At 41.9% G+C, this 18585-nt stretch carries 13 protein-coding genes; 6 read left to right on the top strand and 7 right to left on the bottom strand.

Going from position 1 to position 18585, the window contains the following annotated elements:
* Nucleotides 1-32: 32 nt before the first annotated feature.
* Nucleotides 33-590, bottom strand: coding sequence for a GNAT family N-acetyltransferase (locus BUC20_RS20120; RefSeq protein WP_073232884.1), 558 nt, complete (start codon nt 588-590; stop codon nt 33-35).
* A gap of 11 nt (nt 591-601) precedes the next feature.
* Nucleotides 602-3442 (bottom strand): S8 family serine peptidase, encoded by a 2841-nt coding sequence (locus tag BUC20_RS20115; RefSeq protein ID WP_143166861.1) that lies wholly within the window; start codon nt 3440-3442, stop codon nt 602-604.
* A gap of 113 nt (nt 3443-3555) precedes the next feature.
* Here BUC20_RS20115 and BUC20_RS20110 point away from each other — a divergent pair, with 113 nt between their 5' ends.
* Nucleotides 3556-4392 carry a M57 family metalloprotease gene (locus BUC20_RS20110; RefSeq protein ID WP_073232882.1) on the top strand — a complete coding sequence of 279 codons (837 nt, stop codon included), beginning with the start codon at nt 3556-3558 and terminating at the stop codon, nt 4390-4392.
* 130 nt (nt 4393-4522) lie between these two features.
* Nucleotides 4523-5713 carry an enoyl-ACP reductase FabV gene (fabV, locus tag BUC20_RS20105; protein ID WP_073232881.1) on the top strand — a complete coding sequence of 397 codons (1191 nt, stop codon included), beginning with the start codon at nt 4523-4525 and terminating at the stop codon, nt 5711-5713.
* 70 nt (nt 5714-5783) lie between these two features.
* Here fabV and BUC20_RS20100 read toward each other — a convergent pair whose 3' ends face one another.
* The 5 genes from BUC20_RS20100 to BUC20_RS20080 are packed head-to-tail and all read right to left on the bottom strand — an operon-like array spanning nt 5784 to nt 12463.
* Nucleotides 5784-6188, bottom strand: coding sequence for a response regulator (locus BUC20_RS20100; RefSeq protein ID WP_073232880.1), 405 nt, complete (start codon nt 6186-6188; stop codon nt 5784-5786).
* Nucleotides 6178-7257: a hybrid sensor histidine kinase/response regulator gene (locus BUC20_RS20095; protein ID WP_073232879.1), complete on the bottom strand. Its 1080-nt coding sequence runs from the start codon at nt 7255-7257 to the stop codon at nt 6178-6180. The genes BUC20_RS20100 and BUC20_RS20095 overlap by 11 nt, the downstream gene beginning before the upstream one ends.
* Nucleotides 7258-7268: 11 nt before the next feature.
* Nucleotides 7269-9422 carry a sensor histidine kinase gene (locus BUC20_RS20090; protein WP_084529107.1) on the bottom strand — a complete coding sequence of 718 codons (2154 nt, stop codon included), beginning with the start codon at nt 9420-9422 and terminating at the stop codon, nt 7269-7271.
* A gap of 10 nt (nt 9423-9432) precedes the next feature.
* The gene (locus BUC20_RS20085) at nt 9433-10119 is read right to left on the bottom strand and encodes a hypothetical protein (RefSeq protein ID WP_073232878.1); all 687 of its coding nucleotides are present in this window, start codon (nt 10117-10119) and stop codon (nt 9433-9435) included.
* A gap of 13 nt (nt 10120-10132) precedes the next feature.
* The gene (locus BUC20_RS20080) at nt 10133-12463 is read right to left on the bottom strand and encodes an Rv1355c family protein (RefSeq protein WP_073232877.1); all 2331 of its coding nucleotides are present in this window, start codon (nt 12461-12463) and stop codon (nt 10133-10135) included.
* Nucleotides 12464-12749: 286 nt separating this feature from the next.
* Between BUC20_RS20080 and BUC20_RS20075 the strand changes: the two genes are divergently transcribed.
* The 4 genes from BUC20_RS20075 (at nt 12750) to BUC20_RS20060 (ending at nt 18583) form a co-directional block, all read left to right on the top strand.
* Entirely contained in the window at nt 12750-13217 is a 468-nt protein-coding gene (locus BUC20_RS20075) for a response regulator (RefSeq protein ID WP_073232876.1), read from the top strand.
* A 213-nt stretch (nt 13218-13430) separates the two neighbouring features.
* Entirely contained in the window at nt 13431-13919 is a 489-nt protein-coding gene (locus BUC20_RS20070) for a response regulator (RefSeq protein WP_073232875.1), read from the top strand.
* A 15-nt stretch (nt 13920-13934) separates the two neighbouring features.
* Nucleotides 13935-17558: a PKD domain-containing protein gene (locus BUC20_RS20065; RefSeq protein WP_073232874.1), complete on the top strand. Its 3624-nt coding sequence runs from the start codon at nt 13935-13937 to the stop codon at nt 17556-17558.
* Nucleotides 17559-17563: 5 nt separating this feature from the next.
* Nucleotides 17564-18583, top strand: coding sequence for a PorP/SprF family type IX secretion system membrane protein (locus BUC20_RS20060; protein WP_073232873.1), 1020 nt, complete (start codon nt 17564-17566; stop codon nt 18581-18583).
* Nucleotides 18584-18585: the final 2 nt, after the last annotated feature.

Below are 18585 nucleotides of genomic sequence, written 5' to 3'. Positions count from 1 at the left end.
TGGTAATCTTGGTTTATTGTAGTGATATTTTTTCAGAAACCGGAAGGGGGATTTTCCTGGATTTCTATTTCCAGGTGAATGTCAAGTGGTTGGAGTTCAAATAATTCCGGGTCTATTTCCTGACAAAGTATTGCACCTGTTTTTCTGTAAAAGTCAACGGTTGCCTTAGTAGGGGTGGCAGAGATGTATAATTTTTTTGCTCCGAAGGCTTTTCCTGTTGTTTTTGCTTCCCTGATGAGTTGTTGTCCGATTTGTTTTCCTCTATAGGCTGCACTGACATATAACATGTCCATTTTGCAATATTCGGCCAGGGCGCCTCTTTTCTTTCTTTCTATTGAAACAGCAGCAGTAAGGATTTCCTGATCAAAAGCACCGATCACTTTTCCTCCTTCCTCTAAAATTTTATACTGGCAGCGGATCAGGTCGTCGAGTTCTTCCTCATCCCAGCCATCGACCTGAAAAAAATCGGGAAATAACTGAAGTGTACCTTCCTTGTACTCATAAGATTCGTAAATGGTTTCTGTCCGGTCAATTGTTCTGATCTGTTCAATTTCAGGGATTTCCATAGATCTGAAGATGATCTCATTCATAAACTTGCTTCTTATTTCTTAAGTACTTTGATCTTTTTAAGGGATTTTCCATTTACGGTGATGACACCGATATAGAGGCCGGTGGTTAATCTGGAAATGTCAAATTGTGTATTGCCATTAGCTTTCTCTTCAAAAACGCGTTGGCCAAGGAGGTTGTACAATTCGAATTTGTATTCTTCATACCCTCCGTTGAGGATGTTGATCTGACTGACTACCGGGTTGGGATAAAAGCTAAAGTCGGTTTCTTTAAGGAAGTTGACCAGGATGACCTCTGTTGGTATTTTGCGTCCATCGAGGGTCTCCATCGTAACCCTGTACCACTGCGGTCCCACTTGTGGGTTAAGATCGCTGTAATTATAGGTTAGTTGATTGGTCAGGACATTGGTTTCTGCCAAAGGAATGAAAATGTCTTTTGCTGTTTGTTTTTCCCAGATGAGTTTTTTCAGGTTATTGGTGGTCCCGATATTGAGGTTCAGTCGGATCTCCTTTTCAAATGGATCACCGGTAAATGAGCGGGTGTAACAGGAAATACCTTGTGCAGTATAATCCATGGTACGGCTTCTTAATCCCGTAAAACCCGCAGCGGTTGCAGAGATGGCGAAGACTGTACTGCTGCTGCTGTTTTTTTTTTGTACAATGGTCAGGGTATCAGTAATGTTCTCCGCGAGCGGAACCATTTTCTGATCTTTAAGGTGATACAAGGTATAGCTGCTTGCGTTGGCAATCGGTTTCCAGTGAAAAAGAAGTGCATCATCGCAGTTATATCCGATTTGAAGTTGAGGAGCTCTGGAAACGATGAAGGCGTTGCTTTGAATGGTTTGTCCTTCGGTTTCCATTTTAAGCCATGCCTTGGTCATCAGGTTGCCGGGAGTTGCCCATTTATAGAAATTTTTGCTCAGATCCGTGCTGTTGTTGAGGACTTCCCAATTGGTTCCATTGTCATAACTGATAGATAATTTTCCTGTTTTTCCTGTTGGAAAGCTGGTTTGCCAGCGCAGGTAATTTTCTTCCCCTGCAATCACCTGGTCGTTATTTTCAGGGTAAGCCCATCGGAAGCTATTTGCTGCTGTCAGGCTATAGGCAAAGGAAAACTCCTGAATCGCCTGTTTTACCTGGCGGCCTTTGATATGAACAGTATAAGTTCCGGGACTCAGGTTTTCCAGCGTAAGCTGCTGCACCGTGTTGAGCTGGTCGATTTTACGTACCGCAGGGGCGGCAAGAGAATCCAGATGAGGGTAAGTGCTTAAAACCCAGGGTAAAGTCACTTCTCCAGATGGGCTGGTCAAAGACAAGTCCAGGTGATTGATGATACTCTGGGCAGCGTTGATTTGTGCCGGCGGATCAATCCAGACCAGGGTTACCTTGATGGATTTCTGATTTGCAGGAACCTGGATTGGGAAACTGAAATCCTGATCCTGGCTCAGTACTCCGGTTTTAAAGCGGTTTTCTATCAGGGTATTTAAAGCCTGGAAGGCATTTAATTTGCCGTATCCATAGATATAATCCAGCTGTGGCCTGCCCAGGTCATCCGCAGAATTGATCAAAATACTCCTCAAAAGAGCAGAGGAAGGGGCTTTTCCATATAAACTCTTATATTTTTGTTCAAAGAGCATGGATACACCACTGGTAAGCGCTGTAGCAGGAGAAGTACCATCTTCGCCATAAGAAACGAGGTCTGGTTTTACCCTTCCATCATAAGCCGGGCCCCTGCTACTTTTCAGCATAATGTTATTCTCCCTGTCTATCCCGCCAATGACAAGGATATTCTTTGCATTTTTAACATTTGCACTCAGGTTTGCAGTAGCCGGAAGACCAATATAAGTCCCTGCCTTTGGAATAGAATCTCCGCTGTTTCCGGAAGAAAAAATATGTATTAACTCATTGGATTCAAATACCTGCTGATCATATGCGAGTGCTTCAGTACCATAGATGCTTTGTATCCTTGTTCCGTAAGAATGGTTTTGGATGTTAATGTTGAGGTCTTTAAAATTTTTCAGGTCGTCGGGAAGCTGGCTTTTGTCCACATCTGAAGAACTTAGTTTTCCTGATGGTGCTACACCAAGACCTTTGTAGAAGGAATTGCCATTGCCAAGTGCCGTAGTGGCCATATCTGTGGCATGCGGGATAACCTGGCTGCTGGGAGCGATTGCTCCCGGGATATATTTTCCTAATAAATCGATGTCATTGACATCGAACATCCTTTCCTTTAAAGAAATGGTGATCCCAGCTCCATTGAGCTCCGGAAAAAGGGCATGCACCGTCGAAACCTCATTCAGGGTGTGGTCAAAGTAACTCTGTACAGCCTCTTCTTTTACGGCCTGGGTGATGTCCGCAAAAAGAACAGTTTCCTCTTGCAATATGGAGGGTACTCTGGCAATTGGGATCAGGACGGTAATGAGGTGGTAACGGTAGTCGACCTCCGGTTGGTATGGGGACAAAAAGGAGGGGATTCCATTTTTCAGGTCTTTCAGGACAAACTTTATTTTTAAGATTTTGTCTTGTTTATTTTTTTCTCCCAGCAGCTGACCGAGCTCGTCACTGGCCTTCCATAAGGAGTTGGCCGGGGCCTGGTAAACCAGGTCTGCGGATAAGCTTTTCAGTGCCGATTTGTTCAGGACAAAATGAGTGGAAGAAAAGCGTCTGCTGGGATTTATTTTTGCCAGTTCAGCCGGGCTGAGTACCCTGTTTAGTTTTACAAGTATCAGGCTGTCAGATGATATGGGTAATTTTTTTTCCGGGACAGAAAGGTACTTCTCATACACCCGCTCAATTTTCTTTGAGGGAATCTGGGCCTGGGCATCAATACTGATTAGCCAGAAGAGCAATAAAAGAAGTCGTGTCAGAAGATTCAATAAATTTTTGTTGTAAAATTTTGATTACGTAAATAATTCTTACTAAATTACAATTAATCACCTATATCACAAACTAACTAATCAACATTAATCATCCTATTAAATTATTATTCATGAAAACTAATCGAATCTTAACCCTAGCCGTGCTGTGCTTATTAACCGGGGGTATTTACTCATGTACAAAAGACAAAAGTGTAGCTGAAGAAGCTCCAAAACAGGAAGAACTTTCTGCTTCCACTTTAGCTCAGATTAAAGCCCAGGGATTTAGCACTGAGGATGCCCGAAAAGTCGAAGGCGGGTACCTTGTTGAAGGAGACATCCTTTTAACAGACGAAAATCTTTCACAAAAAGTCGAAAGCCCTAACCTGGTGATCGCCAAAGCTGAACAATATAGAACCACTAATACGGTAACCGGCCTTCCACAGGTCATCACGGTATCCGTATCGAACCTTCCACAAGTGTATAAAGATGCGACCAATATTATGATCAGCAGATACAATGCACTTGGTTTGTCACTTACTTTTCAACTGGCATCAACCGGAACGATCGGAAAAATTGATATTGTAGGTTTTAACGAAGGTCCAAGCGGTGGCTTTATTACGTTAGGTTCTGCAGGTTTCCCTACTTCACAAGGTAAACCTTTTAACAAGATCCGTATGAATACCAATCCGGCAGCTTATGGTACGAATCCAAATCTGAATTACCTTGCTTCTGTGATCCAGCATGAAGTTGGACATTGCATCGGCATGCGTCATACAGATTATATGAACCGTGCATTTAGCTGCGGTTCTGCAGGTGCAGGTAACGAAGGTCAGGCAGGAGTTGGTGCCATCCATATTCCAGGAACGCCAACAACACCTGATGCTGGCTCATGGATGCTGGCTTGCTCAAACGGTGGAAACCGTACTTTTAACGCAAATGATATTATTGCGCTGAACTATCTGTATTAATTCCTGAAAACTAATACCGATCCCGTGAATAGGTGATCTGACAGAACCCGGTCTAAAGTACCGGGTTTTGTTTTTTGTTTTATTATGTTTGCTGAATAATTGAGTACAAACTGCTATAAAAAAAATATTTATGATTATTGCGCCTAGAATACGTGGGTTTATATGCCTGACTGCTCATCCTGAAGGGTGTGCACAAAATGTGTTGAACCAGATCAACTATGTAAAATCGAAAGGACCTATTGAAGGGCCTAAAAAAGTACTCGTTATCGGGGCTTCTACCGGTTTTGGTCTGGCTTCCAGGATTACCAGTGCCTTTGGATCTGATGCTTCAACTATCGGTGTGTATTTTGAAAAACCACCGGCAGCGGGGAAAACAGCTTCACCAGGCTGGTACAATACTGCCGCATTTGAAACTCAGGCGCATGCCGCTGGTTTATATGCAAAGAGCATAAACGGAGATGCTTTCTCTAAAGAAATTAAAGAGAAAACGCTGGCACTGATCAAGGCTGACTTAGGTCAGATCGATCTGGTAATCTATAGTCTGGCTTCTCCTAAAAGAACCCATCCGGTGACGGGAGTGACGCATAATTCTGTATTGAAGCCGATAGGTGAGGTGTTTACCAACAATACGGTAGATTTCCATACAGGAATCGTTTCTGAAATCTCTATTCAACCGGCGAATGAAGAAGATATTGAAAATACAGTTGCCGTAATGGGTGGCGAAGACTGGGGAATGTGGATCGACGAATTAAAAGCCGCAGGATTACTTGCTCCGGGTGCAACTACAGTTGCTTATTCTTATATCGGCCCTGCATTAACAGAAGCAGTATACCGTAAAGGAACTATAGGCCGCGCTAAAGATCATTTAGAAGCCACAGCTTTCACGATCACTGATAAGTTGAAGGATCTTAATGGAAAAGCTTATGTGTCGGTAAACAAAGCCCTGGTAACCCAGGCGAGCTCGGCAATTCCGGTCATTCCTTTGTACATCTCACTTTTATATAAAGTGATGAAAGCAGAGGGAATTCATGAAGGATGTATTGAGCAGATCCAGCGCTTATTTAAAGAGCGTTTGTACACCGGTGCTGAAGTACAAACCGATGCGCAGGGAAGGATCCGCGTAGACGATTGGGAAATGCGCGAAGATGTCCAGGCTAAAGTTGCTGCTTTATGGCTGGAATCTACTACAGAAAGTCTTCCGTCAACCGGAGACCTGGCAGGATATAAAAAGGATTTCCTTAACCTGTTTGGTTTTGATGTTGCGGGCATCGATTATGAGGTAGAGACAGATGAAATGGTAGAAATCCCGGGATTGGTATAATCCGGTTCCAGGTCAGCATAAAAGGGCAGTTTTCATTTGAAAACTGCCCTTTGTCGTAGATACAGGTCTGTTATAAATATTTTGTCAGGGCCTCTTCCAGTTCTTTTGGAAACAAGGGTTTTTTAAATAACCGGGTTACATAAGGATTTGCTTCTGCTTTTTTGATGTCGCCGAAATCCAGTGTGGAAGAAAGGATAGCCACCAGACATTTTTCTGTGATCGGGGCCGGTAATCTTTTGAAGATTTCCAGAAACTCGAAACCATCCATTTCCGGCATCTGAATATCCAGTAATATGAAGTCCGGTAATTTATCCTCTTCTTTAAGATTCCTGCTAAGGTAATTGAGGGCTTCCTCTCCGGATTGGCAAAGGATGATTTCATCAAATAACTTAGATATCGTAATGATTTTTGAATTGATCTTCAGATCGACTTCATTGTCATCTATCAGCATTATTCTATTGTACTTACTTGACATTTGGAATTGTTATTTTAAAGGTGGTACCTTCTACTGAGTTTGAACTTACCGCTATTTTTCCGTTGATTTTATTCAGTGCTTCCTTTACAATGAAAAGACCAAGGCCACTGCCATGGTTGATTTTACTTTTAAAGAACTGCAGGAATATTTTTTCCAGGTGTTCATTGAGAATTCCCATCCCATTGTCGTTGATGGCAATGTTGACCTGGGTAGGCTGAACTTCTATACTGATGTTTACGTTTTTATTCAGCTCTGTTTCCTTCTGGTATTTGATGGCATTGGAAATCAGGTTCCCTAAGATCACTTCAATTCTGAAGGCATCTCCATAGAAAGGTTCATCCTGAATGATGTTGACATTGAAATGCATGTCTTTATCGGTATAGGAATACAGTTCAATGAGATCTGATACCAGTCTTTTGAAATCTACGGGTGTATTTTCGGAAATGGTCTTGTTGTTTTTATAGTATTGAAGGGTTTTCTGGATGTAGTAATCCAGCCTGTTGGAACAGGTTTCTATCAATCCCCAATACTCTCCGCTGGAATGAAAGAGCCCTTCCATTTTTACGAGGTTGACAATTCCCATTGCAGAGACCAGTGGTGCTCTTAATTCATGGGAAATGCTGTAAATAAACCTGTTCAGTTCGTCGTTGGTTTTTTCCAGTTCGGCGACTTTATTTCTGAGGTCTATTTTGGATTTATAGGCATCATAGGCATTTTTGATCGAATTGTGTAACTCAAGATCGTTCCATGGCTTGGTGATGTATCTGTAAATATCTCCATGGTTGATGGCATCTGCCAGGGCCTCAATATCGGTATATCCGGTCAATAAGATCCTGGTCGGATCAGGGAAAGTATGCTTGATGTTTTTGAAAAATTCCACACCAGTGGTATTGGGCATTTTCTGATCCGCAATGATTACCTGAACAGAAACATTTTCAAGAATTTTTAATCCTTCGTCAGCGGATAGGGCTGTGTAAATTTCATACTGCCGTCTAAAACTTGCTTTAAAAGCATGCAAGTTGTTTTCTTCATCATCTATATACAGAACACGTATAGTTGTTGCATTCATAACAAAGCGTATTATCTTGAGGTTACGGGTAAGGTAATAATAAATTCTGTACCGTGATTTACTTTTGTGACAACATCAATCTGGCCATGGTGGTTTTCGATGATTCTGAACACTATAGATAATCCCAAACCGGTTCCTTCTCCCACATCTTTAGTTGTGAAAAAAGGTTCAAAAATCTTTTGTTTAACTTCTTCAGACATTCCTGGTCCCGTATCCTGGATGCTGATTTTCACCAGCTCATCTTCCTTCCAGGTCCTGATGTTCAGAAAATTCTGTTCCGTTTTATCAGCTTTTCCTTTAATTGCCTGTATGGCATTACTGATCAGGTTCATGAAAACCTGATTGATTTTGCCGGGCATACATTCAACTTTAGGTAAGATACCATAATTTTTATTAATATCTAAATTGTCAGGAAAGGTGTTCCTGACCAGGACCAGGGTCGAATCCAGTCCTTCGTTAAGGTCTACATACTTCGTGTCGTTTTCGTCCAGACGGCTAAAGTTCTTTAAACTTCTGATAATTTCGGCTGTACGTTTAGCGCCTTCCCCGATTCCTGATAAAAGGGACTTGATTTCATCCCTGACAAAATTGAGGTCTATTGATTTTTTGAAAGATTCTATCGATGAGATCTGTGCCGGAAGGTCTCCTTCCAGGTTTAAGTTTTCGTACTTGTTGATGAGCTCGTTGAGGTCATCAATATCCATTTGAAGGGGTTTGATATTAGAAGTTACGAAATTGATCGGGTTGTTGATCTCATGGGCAATACCAGCAGTAAGCTGACCTAAGGAGGCCATCTTTTCAGAATCTACCAATTGAGATTGTGCCTCCTTCAGATTGGATAAAGCATCATTCAGACTGGAATTGATGTTTTCCAGCGCCTCTGTTCTTTCTTTAACTTTGATCTCTAAGATCACATTCTGTTCGCGGACCAGTTTTTCATTTTCAGTTAAGATGCGCAAGGCCTCAGATTGTGAATCTTCTTTTTCCTTTTTAAAGATGTTGATCTTATCAGCCAGGGCAAAAGAAAGCAAGATCGCCTCTAAACCGGAGCTGATCAAAATCGCATTATTGGTGAAAAAGGTATACGACAGGATGCCCAGGTCTTTCAAAATGAAAATGATCACTCCAAACAGGAAACAAGACCAGGAAATGGTAAAGTACAATGCCGGGCGGTATTTTTTTCTGTAAATCAGTATACCCGTAATGATCACTGAAAGAGAGGCTACTATAGTGAGCAGCTGAAGTGCCATCTGTGCTTCCAATGGATAGCCGATCAGGCTGATTCCAAGGCAAATCAGGTAAAGTAAAATCAGTACATTAAGGTATAGGTCCATCTTTTTCATGAAATTCTTAACGTGTAAAAACTCCTTGGTAAAGAAGATGGAACTGATGCCGACAAATACAATGGAGAAGACGAGTCCCTGGTTGTTGAGCCAAAGGTCATTGCCCCATATTAAGTAAAAAGCATAACCTTGCAGGGCCATCTGGGTAAAGCCAACGCTGAAAATATACACCACATAAAAGAGGTAACTTCTTTCCCTGACGGTAAAATAGATGAAAATATTGTACAGAAACATTGTAATGATCAGACCGATATACATGCTGAAAATGTTGCCTTCCCGATCGATGGAGTTTAATGTGGAAGAGAAAGTTCCAACAAATAAAGGCAGTGTAATCGGGCTGGAGGCCGAAATTTTCAGGTAATAAGTAGTCGTGTCTGATAGGAACCTTAATTTGAAAATCGGTTCCTGATGCACAATGTCACGTTTTGATAATGGAGTGCTGTTGCCGGAATAAATGGGTTTATATACATTATGTTCCGGATAGTAGAAAACCACATTATCCAGATTCGGACTTTTCAGCTGCAGAAAAAAGGCCTGATTGGTTTTGGGATCTGCAATTTTGATCTTAAGCCAGATGTTGGATTTTGTTAATCCAAAATTGGCAATCTTTCTGTAATTGGGTTTGAAATCATCTCTTTTGATAATTTCTGAAATAGAGAGCTGACCTGAAGGATCTTCATAGGTACAGATCTGATCACTAATGTTGATTTGTTTCTCGGTTTTTTGGTCAAGCCGGATGACCTGTGCTTTTGCCGCCAGGTTTGAGCATAGCGTAACAAAAGCAAAAATGCAATATATAAGAATCTGATGTGCGGATTTCACGAATGCTAAATTAAGTATATTTTAAATCGTACATGATATCTACATCTCCTCTTGGGCCGCTTTCTGAGCGGACCTGTACAGGGTTGTTAATTAAGTCAAAAACGAGATCTCTGATGTCGGGTTCTGCTTTTTCCAAAGTCCTGACATTGTCAATGATAACTGCAGTGGCAATTAAATCCAGTTTTGGATAATAGAACTGGCCATTATTGCCAATGGCAACGTTTACATCAAAGCCGGTTTTTTTTCCACCCCTGACTGTTGCCGGAGCGCATAAGGCAAATAAACTGTGTAAACCAAGGGAATAGGCGAGTGCTACTGAAGCCCGGATTAAAAAGATACTTCCTACGCCTAAGCCCGCTATTTCCCGGGAGTTCCACAAGCCGCAAAGCTCCCCTGTTTTCAGTAATTTTCTTTCTGCAAGCTGATCAAAGATTTTGGCATCAAGTTTTCCCACGGCATCTTCAATAGGAAGCGGCAACTCCTCATCGGCAATCTGAATGCGGGCACCACCCAAAGCTCTTCCGTCTTCGGTGGACTCTACGAGGATCACATAAGTATTTTCATGATGAACCCAGGCGTGTTTTGCCGAAGTAATCATCGTGATTCCATAAATCTCCAGTACCTTTCTATGTCCCTCAATAAACTTATGACATAAAGCCTCGTTGTCTGTAGCTTTAAATGCTGTAAACTTTACCATTTATCAGGTTAAATTAGGCATGAATGAATATTTTGTCAATTGGTAAACGTTTTGAGGGCGCGTCTTCCTTTTCGGAATAAAATAGTCTGCAAAGAAACACACTAACTTCTTCTTTTTGGTCTACTGTTGAAAAACAATCGTAAAAAATGCCGTTCAGTTCAGTAAATCTGTCTTTGAGGTATGAGTCCTGATTAAGGCCTTCACCATATTTAAGGATGTTAAAATGTAAAATACTTGCTGTCATAGGATGTATGGCGATGCCGGCATGATTGGCGGTTAGCCACATGCGTTCAACGGCTCTTCCTCCATTGATAAAATCAGCAGAAGTATGGGCAGGCATTGTAATTAAAGCAATGGCAGAAGAGGCTATTCCTGATTTTTTAGATAGTCGTTCCAAACCGGTACCCATCTTCCATTTTTTCAATAAAGAAAGTACTTCGGGATCTTTGGCAATCCTCATTCCGATGGCTTCACCAGGGGTTAATCCAAAAGATTCCAGGTCAAGACCATCACCGGTTCTTTCGCTTTCTTCTTTGGTAAACCTGAGCTCGAGGTTAAACAATTCGTGGTGTCCGGTAGGGGTATAAAGGCGGAGTTTATCTGCTTCTCCCATGATATCGGCAACTTTACGAATGGTGTTTTCATCCTCAATGAAATGGATCTTTGCACCGGAAACCTGCTCAGTTTCAGTTTTGATTGTGCTTAGTATTTCTGTGGAAACCGGTTTTCTCTCTTTAGGCTGGTTTCTGTTGGTATTCCGGATTCCGGTTAAGCCGGCCAGGGTATCTTTGACCTGATGCTGATCAGCAGCAGAGAATTGTAATGCGGCAATTAATGTTGGGATGTTCGGATCCGGAAAGAGCTGTTCATGAAGGTTTAAATTCAATGAATCTGCTTTCAGGCGGAGGCTTTCCAATGCCAGCCCAAATCCTACATAAGCAACAATGTTTTTATGATTCGCAAAGGAGAAAGAACGTTCTGTATCATGGAAAAGAAATAAGGTTCCCTGTTCATAATACCATTTCCATGGCTGATTGTTCCCCGCAGAGCTTGCCCTTTGGGCGGTTTGCATGATCTGCTCCAGCTGTGTTTCATCCAGTGCAACAGCACCCTTCGCCTTTTCAATATTTGTACCGGCAATCAATGTCCTGATTTCAGGGAATGAAATTCCTTTTTCAGGTTTTGGCATTTCCGGTTTGGGAGCATCAGATGGAGGATCAGCAATGATTTCTTCGATGTCGACAAAAAACCTTCCCGAAACCGAAAGTTCCTGAAGCAGGATTCTTCTGGAAAGGTCAGCGGTAATTCCGCCACCATAGGTGACCGCGCTGGCCAGTTGCGGCCAGGATGTAATCGTTTGCTGAATCTCGATCATAGAAGCTTTCATCCTGGTGGATAAAGTTTCTACCCCTGCAATAGGTAAGATGTATGGTATTTTTTCTTCGTTTGTTTTAAGGTGTTTTACTTTTGAAATGTCCAGGTGCTCGATATAACCATGTAATATCGGGCGGTCCGGCTGAAGGTCAAAGCGCTCGATGTCTATCGTACCGCGGTCGCTGGCCTCCATTAATACAGGAATCTGATGTCCTTTGGCTTTTACTCTGCAAAGGATCTTGATGTCTATTCCATCACACTCATCAATGAGGAGGTCGAGTTTCCCATTTTCCGTAAGGAAAGCGTCTATATTTTCTTCTGTTATGCCCTCATGAAAACAAACAACTTTTAAGAAAGGGTCAATTTCCGCAATTTCTCTGGCAACGATTACAGTTTTTCTTAAGTCTATATTTTGAACACCACTACGGATCCTGTTTAAATTGGTCAGATCAAGGTGGTCAAAATCAGCAATCCTCAGTTCACCACAGCCTCTTTCAATGGCAAGGGTTAAGGATACAGATTGCCCTACAGAAAGGCCGATTACGCCAATTTTTTTCTGCATCAGCTGATCCTGTTCGAGCTGGGTAATTTTATGTTTATTGCGGTTGGTACGGACCATGATAAATTCATCTTTATCTAAGATATGAACGAGTTTTTCCAGCCATGGGTAATATATCCAAACGCCATATTCTTCTGGTTCTGTACCATTTAAATGTTCGAGGATCTTCTCGCTAATTTGCTCTTTACTAAGTACTAAGGTTGGATTAAGTCCTTTGATAAGGTCGGTCAGCTGATTTTGAATACTGTCAAATACCTGGATGTTCGGATTTACCTGTAGCAGCTCTAATAATGCGGATTGATCTTCCTGATTCCCAATTCTATAAACGATTGGAGTATAGATCTCGCTATACGATTGTGTTTGTGAAGTTCGTGCTTTCGTTAGTTGACGTAATTCTTTATCTAATTGCATTTGTTCTTTGAAATATACCCTTTAATATATGCGTAATGGACTGGGGGATGATCTAAAAATTGTATTAAAATTATACTTTTCAGGGTTATAAAGAAAGTATAATTTTTATTATTATTAAGAATGTAATTATATTCATTCGTTATCTGCTAATAATGAGCATGATTACCCTGGTCTATTAAGCAATTATATATGACTGAAGATTTTGATTTTATAAATTTTCCACCAAATTAGTTCATTGAAGCTTATAAAAGCAATATATTTAAAAAAAATATATTAAATTCATCAGATGAATTCTAACGCATCCATAAATGTTCTTTATATAGACGATGAAACACACAATCTGAACTCTTTCAAAGCAGGGTTTAGAAGGATGTTTAATGTCTTTACCGCAGAGTCCGCCATAGAGGGGAGAAAAGTTCTCGAAACAGAACTCATTCATGTGATCATTACTGATCAACGCATGCCTGTGACTACCGGAATTGAGTTTTTGGAATCTATCATTCCTGACTTTCCTGATCCCATCAGAATCTTATTAACAGGGTACTCAGATATCAATGCCGTTATTGATGCGATCAATAAAGGACAGGTGTATAAGTATATTGCGAAACCATGGATGGCTGAAGACCTGCGGATCAATATTGAAAAGGCTTATGAAATTTATTCGCTGAGAAAAGAAAACCGGGAGCTGACAGAGAAGCTGTTGGTTGTAAATCAGCAGCTTGAGTTCTTGTTCAGACAAAGCTTGCTGTCCTAGCCCTTAAATTGTTGCTTTCAGGATGTGGCCTGATCTGCCGAGATTTTTTAAGGGATTTTTTTTGATGATTTCTTTATTTACTATTGTTGCTGAGATATTTTAGTGCCTTTTTGTGTAATTATTTAAGAATTAAAAGTGCCCTGCTTTTAATCCTAAAATTGTTTCTTTGTTAATAATAATTGAAATATATTTAACAAAAAAAGCCCGATTTATATGAATTCTGACACTTCTGTAAACGTTCTCTATGTTGATGATGAAGTCCATAACTTAACTGCTTTTAAGGCGAGTTTCAGACGTCAATTCAATGTTTTTACTGCAAATTCTGCAGTTGAAGGAAGAACGGTGCTGGAGTCAGAGCATATTCATGTAATTGTAACCGACCAAAGGATGCCGGTAACGACGGGTATAGAATTTCTGGAATCAATTATTCCTGATTTCCCGGATCCCATCAGAATCCTGCTGACCGGCTATACCGATATCAACGCGGTGATTGATGCCATCAATAAAGGGCAGGTTTACCGTTATATCCAGAAACCCTGGATGGATGAAGACCTGCGGATTAATATAGAGAAAGCCTATGAGCTCTTTATGTTGAGAAAGGAGAATAAAGACCTGATTGCCAGCTTGATTGTGGCTAATGACAAGCTCGAAGAGCTGTTGAGGGGCGCAATTGAGAACGGAACAATAGACCCTGAGGCCTAATTCAGCTAAAAGAAGATGAAAAGATGGAGATTGGTGCTATGGTTACTACTCTCCTTCACTTTTGCTTATGGCCAGAACACTTCCAATAAAGGAACGGAGTTCTGGGTAGCCTATCCTGCTCATGTGGATGGCGACAATTCCAGATTGTATTTATACATCACCTCTGATGTAAATACAAAAGTGGAAGTCAGTATTGGAGGAACGAAAATTTCCGGTTCTCCGTTTACGATCAGCGCAAATGCAATCAAAGCCATCCTTATTGATCCCAAATTACTGAATGTATATGTTGGGACTTCGGATGAGATTGAACAGGATAAGGCCATTCTGATTACAGCGGAAAAACCGGTTGTGGTCTATTCCCATATTTTCCATGCCGCAAGGTCAGGAGCTACATTGGTGCTTCCGACAAAAGTATTGGGGAGGGAGTATTATGTATCTGCCTATGTTCAGAATAGTTATATTGAAAGTCCGGACAGGAATCCAAGACTTGTTCAGGGCTATTCCGAGTTTACGATTATTGGGGTTGCAGATCATACGCAGGTAGAAATCACCCCCAAAGCCAGGGAAAGAAACGGGCGCCATCAGGCTGGCCTTACCTTTACCAAAGAGCTGATGAAGGGAGAGATTTACCAATACCAGTCTACGGAGGATCTTTCCGGAACGCATATCGTTTCAGTTGCCGGGGCTGCCGGTGGTTGTCAGCCAATTGCTGTCTTTTCGGGGAGCTCCTGGGTAGGTTTTTGCAGTTCGGAGGTGTCTTCTACCCAGGGAGGTGATAACCTTTACCAACAGCTCTACCCAACCTCTGCATGGGGTAAGGAGTTTATGACTGCCCCGATGATCAATAAACCTCATGATATTTTCAGGGTGTATTTTAGCAAAGACAATACCAGCCTGACTATTAACGGTACGCTGATCAATGCAGGAAGTTCTGGTTTTTCTCCGGGACCACTGAAAAACAGCTATAATAAAGGTGAATTTTTTGAGTTTAGTTCGAGTCAGCCGAACCATATTGTAGCATCAGAACCCATTAGTCTTGTTCAATATCAGATCAGTCAGGGCTGTGATCCACTGAATGTCAATTCAAATAATCCTGTACATCCCGGAGATCCGGAGATGACCATTTTGAATCCATTGGAACAAACCTTATCCAGGATTACTGTTTATTCCGCATTGAGGGATCAGGTAAGTCCCCGGACCCAGATCACACAGCATTTTATCAATGTGATCATTAAAAACGATTACATTTCCTCTTTCCGGATTAATGGTGCAGTTCCGGTTGCGGCTTTTGTACCCATTGCCGGAAGTGTTTACTCCTACCTTCAGGAGAATGTGACCCAGGTTTCGCTGCTCAAACCTACACATACTTTGATCGCTAATGGTGGGTTTTCGGCAATTGCCTATGGATACGGAAGTGTCGAATCTTATGGATACCTGGCTGGGGCAGATGTCCGTAATCTTTTCCAGAATATTGAAATTATCAATACAACAACGGGGTTGAAGACACCTGATGTTTGTACGAATGCATCTTCAGAATTTGTACTGACTTTGCCTTACCCGACAAGTAGTCTGACCTGGGTTATTGATGGTGTGCCTCAGCCTGCATTAACTACTCCTGTGGCAACCCCTGTAGTTATTGATGGAGTAACTGTCTATACGTACCACTATCATCAACCCCTCGTTTTTAATGCGCCCGGAAAGCATAAGATGAAGGTGGAGGCCATTAATCCTAATCCTTCCGGCTGTGAACCTAAGGAAGAGGTGAGCCTGGATTTTGAAGTTTTTGCTCCGGCAGTGGCTGACTTCAGAATGAGTAGCACAAATAGCTGCACCGGTACTGCTGTTACATTTACGGACAAGAGTGACCCTAAGGGGAAAGCCATCTTAAAATGGACCTGGAATTTTGGTGATGGAACTGGTGATCTTGTGAGGGATAACGGGGCTCCTTTTGAGCATATTTACGTTAGAGATGGTGAGTTTACGGTGAGACTGAAAGTAGATAATGAAAATGGTTGCGGGCCATCATCTTCTTTACCTAAGCAAATACATGTGAAAAAGGTTCCTGAAGCTAATTTCGATCATACTGATGCATGCGTGAGGAAACCTGTCAAATTCAGAGACCTTTCTGTTCCAAAAGAGGGAGTCATAAATAAGTGGTATTGGGACTTTGGAGATCCCGGAAGTGCCGGCAATATCTTTGAAATTGCCGATCCTGCGGAGATTCCTGAACATACCTATGCAGAAAGCGGAACATATACCGTGACATTAAAGGTCGAAAGGAGTGATGGTTGTACTGATGATTTTACTGTACAGCTGCGGGTGAATAAGCTGCCTGAAGTAGATTTTGAATCACCGGAAGCCTGCGTAAGTGATGTTATTGTTTTTGAAAATCTGTCTGAAGATCATGATGGATCGACCCTGAATTTAAGGTACCTGTGGGATTTTGGAGACCCAGGGTCGGGTGCTTTAAATACGAGTACAGATAGAGAAGGCAGGCATCAATATCGCATAGCCAGAAAATATAAAGTCACCTTAACGGTTACCAATGCTGCGGGATGTAGCGTAACTAAAGAAAATGATTCCTTTGAGCTGAGCAGCTCTGATCCTGTAGCCTCTTTTGAACTGGTAGAGCCTGGCGTATTGTGTAGTGGACAATCTTTCAAGGTAAAAAATACTTCAACGCTAAGCAGCGGTAAAATCAGGTCTCTGGAGTGGTTTCTGGATGGTGTTTCGCAGTTGATAGACAATGCTCCTGTGTTGAATAAAGTCTATACTTTAAACTACGGAGCTTTTGTAAGTCCGGAAAGCCAACCGGTAATTTTGAAGTTAGTGGTGAACTCGGGATTGATAACTCGTGGTTGTACAGATACTAAAATTCAGCAACTGACCTTTCATGCCATTCCTGTTGCCCATTTCAATATTTTGCAAGAAGTATGTTTGAATCAGGATGGCTTTCAGGTGAATGCTGATGCGTTGAAAACAGGGGAGAGCAGCATATTCTCCGGGACGGGCATTAGTTCTGACGGTTTTTTTAACCCTATACTGGCTGGGGCAGGTACTCATACGATCAAGTATAAACTGAAATCTGCCAGTGGTTGTACAGACGAGCAATTACAGGACATTAAAGTCTTGCCCTTACCGGAAATTGATGCTGGTTCTGATCTCGTTGTGTTGGTTGCGGGAAAAGAGAAGCCGATGAATGCCAGTGCTTCAGGAGCTGGTCTGGAATACAAATGGACTCCTTCCGCAGGACTAAGCAGAGATGATGTTTTAAATCCTATGGTAAAGCCGGATCAGGATACGGAATATACTTTAACGGTGAGATCTGCTAACGGTTGTTCGGTTTCAGATCTGGTTAAGGTGAAAGTTCTGGATGACATCAGGGTTCCCAATGCCTTTTCGCCAAATGGGGATGGCCTAAATGAGGTGTGGAATATTGAAAATATCGACAGTTATCCTGCGGCAACAGTAGAGATATATAACCGTTATGGGCAAAGGGTCTTTAGCAGTCATGGTTATGCCCGGCCTTTTGATGGTACTTTTGAAGGACAAGTATTACCGGTAGGTACCTACTATTACCTGATCAGACCACATAACGGAAGAAAAGATAAGTCCGGGGCTTTAACTTTAATCAGGTAATTTAATTGAGAAGATCAGGTTATATCCTCGTAATTGTATTGCTGCTCGGTTTTGCGGCCCATGGACAGCAAAGGCCACAGTATACGCAGTATATTTTTAATAATTACCTGCTGAATCCTGCTTTAAGTGGTATAGAAAACTATACCGATATAAAAGTCGGATACAGACGACAATGGGCAGGGATTGAAAACGCCCCTCAGACTTCGTTTGTAGCTGCACACTGGAAGCTTGGAGATGACTATTTATGGAATAACCCATTGTCTTTGCCGGATAAAGGAGATCATCCCATGAGCAGGAATTATATGCAGAACTATATGGCTTCAGCAGCTCATCATGGCGTTGGGGTAATGGCGGTTTATGACAAAGCAGCGGCTATATCCCGCTTAGATGTAAATTTAACTTATGCTTATCATTTGCAATTGCAAAATGCGTTAAACCTTTCTGTAGGGCTGGCTGCAGGAATTTCAAGGATCGCTTTCGACGTCAATTCACTTCAGTTTGAGGATCAGACGAGACAGGATCCTGCAGTATTGAATACCAATAGTCTTCAGCTTAAACCAGATCTGGGCGTTGGCGTATGGCTGTACGGGGCACGTTTCTTTGCAGGTGCTTCCCTTCAATCTGTATTGCCCCAAAAATTGTCGTTTACAAAGGACAGGGATTATAATTCAGGTAAGGAAGTGCCCCATTTATTTGTAACCTCAGGATACCGTTTTTTTGTGGATGAAGACATTTCAATGACCCCTTCGGTGATGTTTAAGATCGTGAGTGCTACCTTTTCGGCGGACCTGAATATGAAGATGTCTTTCAAGGATCGGTTCTGGCTGGGTGGAAGTTACCGGAAGGACGATTCGTTTTCGGCGATGATGGGGCTGAATCTCGGTAAAATGCTAAACCTGACTTATGCTTATGATTTCACGACTTCCGGTTTGAATCAGGTGAGTAACGGAAGTCATGAAATCGTGTTAGGCCTTCAGCTGAACAATGTGTATCAGGTGTGGAGCGGGCAAAGAAGAATGTGGTAATC

This window comes from Pedobacter caeni (genome assembly GCF_900129215.1).
Taxonomy (GTDB): domain Bacteria; phylum Bacteroidota; class Bacteroidia; order Sphingobacteriales; family Sphingobacteriaceae; genus Pedobacter; species Pedobacter caeni.
This window is presented reverse-complemented; position numbering and strand designations above follow the sequence as displayed.